This window comes from Aquitalea pelogenes (genome assembly GCF_001515305.1).
Lineage (GTDB): Bacteria > Pseudomonadota > Gammaproteobacteria > Burkholderiales > Chromobacteriaceae > Aquitalea > Aquitalea pelogenes.
The window spans coordinates 63,519-71,036 of sequence record NZ_LNQV01000022.1 but is presented as its reverse complement, the minus strand read 5'-3'; the positions used below and the strand labels follow the sequence as shown (position 1 = coordinate 71,036).

Annotated in this window: 2 protein-coding genes and 1 pseudogene; 2 read left to right on the top strand and 1 reads right to left on the bottom strand. The window is 61.2% G+C overall.

The features are described from left to right. Positions 1-1,233: phospholipase D-like domain-containing protein (locus AWT75_RS11195; protein ID WP_062789189.1), on the bottom strand; the 1,233-nt coding region annotated here is incomplete at its 3' end. Positions 1,234-1,529: 296 nt separating this feature from the next. Here AWT75_RS11195 and gltB point away from each other — a divergent pair. Beyond that, positions 1,530-5,977, top strand: a pseudogene (gltB, locus tag AWT75_RS11190) (glutamate synthase large subunit). A gap of 90 nt (positions 5,978-6,067) precedes the next feature. Further along, positions 6,068-7,483, top strand: a complete 1,416-nt coding sequence (locus AWT75_RS11185; RefSeq protein ID WP_045846674.1) for an FAD-dependent oxidoreductase — start codon at positions 6,068-6,070, stop codon at positions 7,481-7,483. Positions 7,484-7,518: the final 35 nt, after the last annotated feature.

Genomic DNA, 7,518 nt, shown 5'->3' with positions numbered 1-7,518 from the left:
GGCCTGCCGGGCGGCCGCACTGGCCCCGCTGCGCGCTGCATGCCCGGCACTGGGAAACAGGAAGGAGGCTTGCTGGCGCTGGCGCGGGTGGGTCAATACCGGTGTGCGCTTGTGACCGCTGAGCACCACTTCGGTGGATTGTTCCAGATCCTGCAAAAAGCGGGCTGCCAGTTCGCCAGCCACGCATTCGTCCTCGATGGCGACATCGATTTCGCGATTGGCCAGCCAGCTGGAAATGTTCAGGTTGGTCGAACCGATACGCGCCCAGCGGCCATCCGCCACGGCGGTCTTGGCATGAATCATCGGGCCGTTCCACTCGAATACCCGCACGCCGGATTCCAGCAGTGGCCGGTACATGGTGCGCGACACGGTGGCAATCCAGCGGATGTCGCTGGAGCGGGGCACCAGCAGCCGCACATCCACGCCATCGCGCGCCGCCTGTTTCAGCGCGGACAGATAGGTGCTGGTGCCCATGAAATAGGCATCGGTCAGCCACAGGGTACGGCGGGCAAAACTGGCAATCAGCAAATCCAGCCGCATCATGTGGGCGGTGGACGGGGTGGTGGCAATCAGGCGGGCGGCAATGGTGCCGCTGTCCGCGACGGGAGTGGGAAAATCCAGCCATTGCGCGTCCAGCGCCGGGCCACAACTGGCCCAGCTGTCAGCAAACGCCGCCATGGCCTCGCTCAGCAGCGGGCCACGCAAGGACAGGCCGGTGTCGCGCCACGGGGCAATGCCGTCTTGCGGCCGGCCTTCCCAGCTGGAACTGATGCACAAGCCGGAAATGAAGGCCTCCTGCCGGTCCACCACGATCAGCTTGCGATGATTGCGCCCTAGCAGGCTCAGGCCGCCAGTCAGCGTGGGAGGATTGTAGGCCCGCACCTCGACACCGGCGGCCAGCAGCGGGCGGAAAAAGCCGGTGAGCCATGGCCGCCAGCTGCCCAGCCAGTCATAAAGCAGGCATACCTTGACGCCAGCCGCGGCCTTGTCGGCCAGCAACTGGCGGATTTCACGGCCAAACGCGTCGTTGGCCACGATATACATCTCGATGAACACCGACTCTTCTGCTGCGGCAATGGCCTGTTTCCAGGCCGGAAAGTTGTCCGTACTGTCGTACAGCAGCCTGACCTGATTGCCGGCAATCAGCGGTGCTCCGGCCGAACGCGAGAAGGCCTGGTCGGCCAGCTGGCGCACGAAATCCTGAGCGGGGGCTGTAGTGCTGTCGCTACGCATGGTGAGAGATGTATGTTGTCCTACAATATTCATTAATTGGCGGTTTTGGCCATTTTGGATTTGCCAGTCGTGCACCAGAATGGGTCGTAATTTTGAATATGGGTGTCACAAAACTGGAAGAAAAATGGACTTTTTTTACGGGTTTTCCCTGATTTTTTTGGCGAAAATTTAAATCAAGTCTTTGATAAATAAAGGTTATTGCGTTGCGAGAAAATTGGCAATAACTGGTTGCAAGGTCAAGCAAGTTGCCCTTAGAATCAATTCATTCGATTCACAATTATAAGCAGGACAGAGCAATGGACAGACAGCGCTGGTTGCAGGGTACCCTGTACCACCCGGATTTCGAGCAGGACAGCTGCGGATTCGGCCTTATCACCCAACTGGACGACAAACCCAGCCACTGGCTGGTGGAAACCGCCATCTCCTCGCTGGCCAAACTGACACACCGTGGAGCGGTGGCGGCAGACGGCAAGTCGGGCGACGGCTGTGGCTTGCTGTTTCGCAAGCCGGACGGTTTCCTGCGTGAAGTGGCCGCCGAGGCCGACATCGCGCTGAAGGCAGTGTACGCCGCCGGTCTGGTATTCCACCACCCCGACAGTGAAATCGGTGCACGCAGCTTGCGTCGCCTCAAGGAATTCCTGGAAGCCCAGCAACTGGAAGTTGCCGGTTTCCGCGTGGTACCGACCGATGTCAGCGCCTGTGGCGAAGCCGCACTGGCCAGCCTGCCTGCCATTTCCCAGGTCTTCGTGAACTGTCCTTTCGGTATGGACGAGCTGACTTTCCAGCGTCGTCTGTACATGGGCCGTCGTCAGGCCGAAAAAGCCAACAAGGTGGACGATCCGTCCTTCTACCTGCCCACGCTGTCGCCGCACACCCTGTCCTACAAAGGCCTGGTGACCCCGGAAAACCTGCCCAAGTTCTTCCTGGACCTGAACGACCCGCGTTTTGAATCCAGCCTGGCGGTATTCCACCAGCGCTTCTCCACCAATACCTGGCCGCAATGGAAGTTGGCACAGCCCTTCCGCTTCCTGGCACACAACGGTGAAATCAACACCGTACAGGGCAACCGTTACTGGGCGCGTGCCCGCGAGCGCATCATGGCCTCGCCGCACCTCGACATGGACGCCGTGCGCCCTATCGTGCAGACCGACGGTTCGGACTCCATGAGCCTGGACAATATGCTGGAAGGCCTGCTGATGGGCGGCATTCCGCTGTTCCGTGCGCTGCGCCTGCTGGTGCCGCCGGCCTGGCAGAACGTCGACTCCACCGACAAGGACCTGCGCGCCTTCTACGAATACAACTCCATGCACATGGAGCCGTGGGACGGCCCGGCCGGCATCGTGCTGACCGATGGCCGCTACGCCGCCTGTATGCTGGACCGCAACGGTCTGCGCCCGGCGCGCTGGGTGCTGACCAAGGATAATATCCTCACCATCGCCTCCGAAGTGGGCGTGTGGGATTACAAGCCGGAAGACGTACTGCGCAAGGGCCGCGTGAAACCGGGCCAACTGTTTGCTGCCGACCTGGCTACCGGCGAGCTGCTGATGCCGGAAGACATCGATGCCATGCTCAAGAGCGCCAAGCCGTATCGCCAGTGGATCAAGGACAGCGCCAAGTATCTGGAACTGTCGATCGAGGACGATGCCGGCATCGAGGCGGTGAGCAAGGAAGAACTGTCCCGTCTGCAAAAGCTGTACAACTTCAGCTTTGAAGAGCGCGACCAGATCCTGCGTGTATTGGCCGAAGACGGTCAGGAAGCTGTCGGCTCCATGGGTGATGACACCCCGATGGCGGTGCTGAGCCAGAAAGTGCGCTCGCCCTTCGACTACCTGCGCCAGCAGTTTGCCCAGGTGACCAACCCGCCGATCGACCCCATCCGCGAAGCGGTGGTGATGTCGCTCAACAGCGTGTTTGGCCCGGAACGCAATATGTTCGAGGAGAGCGCCGAGCACGCCAAGCGTCTGGAAGTACGTTCGCCGGTGCTGTCACACGAAAAATTCATCCGCGTCACCACCCGTCCGGAACCGTACCTGAAGGCCACCACCTTCGACCTGTGCTACGACCCGAACGAAAGCTCGCTCAAGCAAGCCATCGAAAAGCTGTGCCAGCACGTGATCGAAGCCGTCCAGGAAGGGACGGTGATCGTGGTGCTGTCCGACCGCATCATCACCCAGGGCCGTCTGCCTATCCATGCGCTGTTTGCCACCGGTGCGGTACACCATGCGCTGATTGAAAGCGGCCTGCGCTGCAAGACCAACATCCTGCTGGAAACCGGCACTGTGCGCGACGCGCACCAGATGGCCTGTGTCATCGGTTATGGTGCCACCGCGGTTTATCCTTACCTCGCTTACCAGAGCATCATCGACCTGGTGAACAGCGGCGTGGTCAACTGCAAGATCAACGAAGCACTGCAGCACTACCGCAAGGGCATCAACAAGGGCCTGCTCAAAGTGCTGTCCAAGATGGGTATTTCCACCATCGCCTCCTATCGCGGCGCCCAGCTGTTTGAGGCCGTGGGCATCCACAAGGACGTGGTGGACCTGTGCCTGAAGGGCACCGTGTCGCGCGTATCCGGTGCCAGCTTCGAGGACTTCGAGGACGACCAGCAACAACTGCTGCGTTTCGCCTTCAACCCGATGCGCCCGATTTCGCAAGGCGGCCTGCTCAAGTACGTGCACGGCGAGGAATACCACGCCTACAACCCGGACGTGGTGCAGCTGCTGCAAAAAGCGGTACAGAACGACGACTACCAGGCCTACCAGCAATACGCCGACACGGTGAACACCCGTCCGGTGGCCATGCTGCGCGACCTGATGAAGGTGAAACTGGCCGAACAGCCGATCTCCATCGACGAAGTCGAGCCGATCGAAGCCATTCTCAAGCGTTTCGACTCCGCCGGCATGTCGCTGGGCGCGCTGTCGCCGGAAGCCCACGAGGCACTGGCAACCGCCATGAACCGTCTGGGTGGCCGTTCCAACTCCGGTGAAGGTGGTGAAGACGCCGCCCGCTACGGCACCGAAAAGATGTCCAAGATCAAGCAGGTGGCCTCCGGCCGCTTTGGCGTCACCCCGCATTACCTGGTGAATGCCGAAGTGCTGCAGATCAAGGTGGCCCAGGGCGCCAAGCCGGGTGAGGGTGGCCAGCTGCCCGGCGACAAGGTCACCGGCCTGATTGCCCGCCTGCGTCATGCCAAGGAAGGCATCAGCCTGATTTCGCCGCCGCCGCACCACGATATTTACTCCATCGAAGACCTGGCCCAGCTGATCTTCGACCTGAAGCAGGTCAACCCGACCGCGCTGGTGTCAGTAAAACTGGTAGCTGAGCCCGGCGTGGGCACCATTGCCGCCGGTGTGGCCAAGGCCTATGCCGACCTGATCACCATCTCCGGTTACGACGGTGGTACTGGTGCGTCGCCGCTGACCTCGGTGAAATATGCCGGCTCGCCGTGGGAACTGGGCCTGTCCGAAGCACAGCAAGTACTGCGTGCCAACGGCCTGCGTGGCCGGGTACGGGTGCAGACCGACGGTGGTCTGAAAACCGGTCTGGACGTGATCAAGGCAGCCATCCTCGGTGCGGAAAGCTTCGGCTTCGGTACCGGCCCGATGGTGGCGCTGGGCTGTAAATACCTGCGTATCTGCCACCTGAACAACTGCGCCACCGGCGTGGCCACCCAGGAAATCAAGTTGCGCTCCAAGTACTTCCTCGGCCTGCCGGAAATGGTGATGAACTACTTCCTGTTCATCGCCCGCGAAACCCGCGAATGGATGGCCAAGCTGGGCGTACGCAGCATGGAAGAGCTGATCGGCCGCATGGACCTGATGGAACTGCTGGAAGGCGAAACCACCAAGCAAGCCAAGCTGGACCTGTCTCCGCTGCTGTCGCAAGGCACGGTGCCGGACGATGTGCCGCGCTTCTGCATCAGCGACAGCAACCCGTCCTTCGACAAGGGCGAGCTGGCCGAGCAGATCCTGGCCGATGCACTGCCTGCCATCCATAACAAGCAGATGCTGGAACTGTCCTACCCGATCGAGAACATCCACCGTTCCATCGGTGCCCGCCTGTCCGGCGAAATCGCCCGTGTACACGGTGCGGCTGGCCTGCCGTTCGGCTGTCTCAAGGTCAAGTTCACCGGCAGCGCCGGTCAGAGCTTTGGCGTGTGGAACGCGCCTGGCCTGCACCTGGAACTGGAAGGCGATGCCAACGACTACGTGGGCAAGGGCATGGCCGGTGGCCGCGTCACCATCTACCCGCCGAAGAATGCGGCGTATGAAAGCGGCGAAGCCATCATCATCGGTAACACCTGCCTGTACGGCGCCACCGGTGGCCAGCTGTTTGCCGCCGGTGTGGCCGGCGAGCGTTTCGGCGTGCGTAACTCCGGCGCGCTGGCGGTTATCGAAGGTGCGGGCGACCACTGCTGCGAATACATGACCGGCGGTACCGTCATCGTGCTGGGCGAAACCGGCTACAACTTCGGTGCCGGCATGACCGGTGGCTTCGCCTTCGTCTACGACCCGGGCGAGCGCTTTGCCTACCGCTACAACAATGAACTGGTCGACATTCACCTGATCAACGGCGAAGCAATGGGCATGTACCGTGCCTTCCTGCTGGAGAAGATTGCCAACATGTCGAGCTGACCGGCTCTGAAACCGGCCGCGCCATGCTGCAAAACTTCGACGACTACGTGGACTACTTCTGGCTGGTGAAGCCGAAGGCCGCCACGTTGGACAGCCTGCTCAAGGATTGACGATCAAGGGCGGGGCTTGCTGCCCCGCCGCAATGGAAACAAAGGGTCTGCTGCCATCTACAAGGCCGGGCCCGCAGTCAGGAAACGATCATGGGTGACGTATTCCAGTTCATGAAGCTCTCCCGCAACCCCGGCGAAAAAGTCGAAGCCGCGGTGCGCAAGATTGAGTTCAAGGAAATCTATCAACCGCTGCACAAGGTGGACGCCGCCGACCAGGCCGGGCGCTGCCTGTCCTGTGGCAACCCCTATTGCGAATGGGAATGCCCGGTACACAACTACATTCCCAACTGGCTGAAGCTGGTGACCGAAGGCAAGCTGTTCGAAGCGGCCGAAATGTCGCACAAGACCAACAGCCTGCCGGAAATCTGTGGCCGTGTATGCCCGCAAGACCGCCTGTGTGAAGGCTCTTGCACGCTGAACCAGGGTGGTTTCGGTGCCGTTACCATTGGCAGCATCGAAAAATACATCACCGACGAAGCCTATAAAGCTGGCTGGCGTCCGGACATGTCCAAGGTGATCTGGAGCGACAAGAAAGTCGCCGTCATCGGTGCCGGCCCGGCAGGCCTTGCCTGTGCCGACGTGCTGGTACGCAACGGCGTGAAGCCGGTGGTATACGATCGCTACGAAGAAATCGGTGGCCTGCTCACCTTCGGCATCCCGGAATTCAAGCTGGAGAAGGCAGTCGTTCAGCGCCGCCGCGAAATCATGCAAGGCATGGGCGTGGAATTCGTGCTGAATACCGAAATCGGCAAGGACATCGAAATCGAAGCCCTGCTGGAACAATACGACGCCGTATTCATGGGCATGGGTGCTTACAAGTACATGAAGGGTGGCTTTGCCGGTGAAGACCTGCCAGGCGTGCTGGAAGCACTGCCGTATCTGGTCAACAACGTGCGCCAGTGCATGGAAACCCTGCCCGCAGGCGAGCCTGCCATCTCCATGGCCGGCAAGCGCGTGGTGGTGCTGGGTGGTGGCGACACCGCCATGGACTGCAACCGCACCGCCATCCGTCAGGGTGCCAAGCGCGTCACCTGCGCCTACCGCCGTGACGAAGCAAACATGCCGGGCTCCAAGCGCGAAGTGGCCAATGCCAAGGAAGAGGGCGTGGAATTCCGCTGGAACAGCCAGCCGGTGGGCATCGAGCAACTGCCCAATGGCGCGCTGGCGGTAATCCTGGCCGAAACCCGCCTGGGAGAGCCGGATGCCAAAGGCCGTCGCAATGCCGAAATCGTACCGGGCAGCGAAGAGCGCATCGAGTGCGACCACGTCATTATCGCCTTCGGCTTCCAGGTGGAAGCAGCCAGCTGGTTCGACCGCGCCGGCATCAGCAGCCAGCCCAATGGCCGCACCATCGCCTCGGAAAAGTCCAGGTTCAAGTACCAGACCAGCCACGCCAAGATCTTCGCTGGCGGCGACCAGGTACGCGGTGCCGACCTGGTGGTGCGTGCCGTGTTCGAAGGCCGTCAGGCGGCAGAAGGCATCCTGAGCTACCTGCAGGTGTGGTAAGCAGGGACTGCCTGATAGCTTGAGTAAAGAAGCCC

Bases quoted from the DNA above. Each gene is read 5' to 3' on its own strand.
- AWT75_RS11185 (WP_045846674.1), top strand. From the start codon at position 6,068: ATGGGTGACGTATTCCAGTTCATGAAGCTCTCCCGCAACCCCGGCGAA.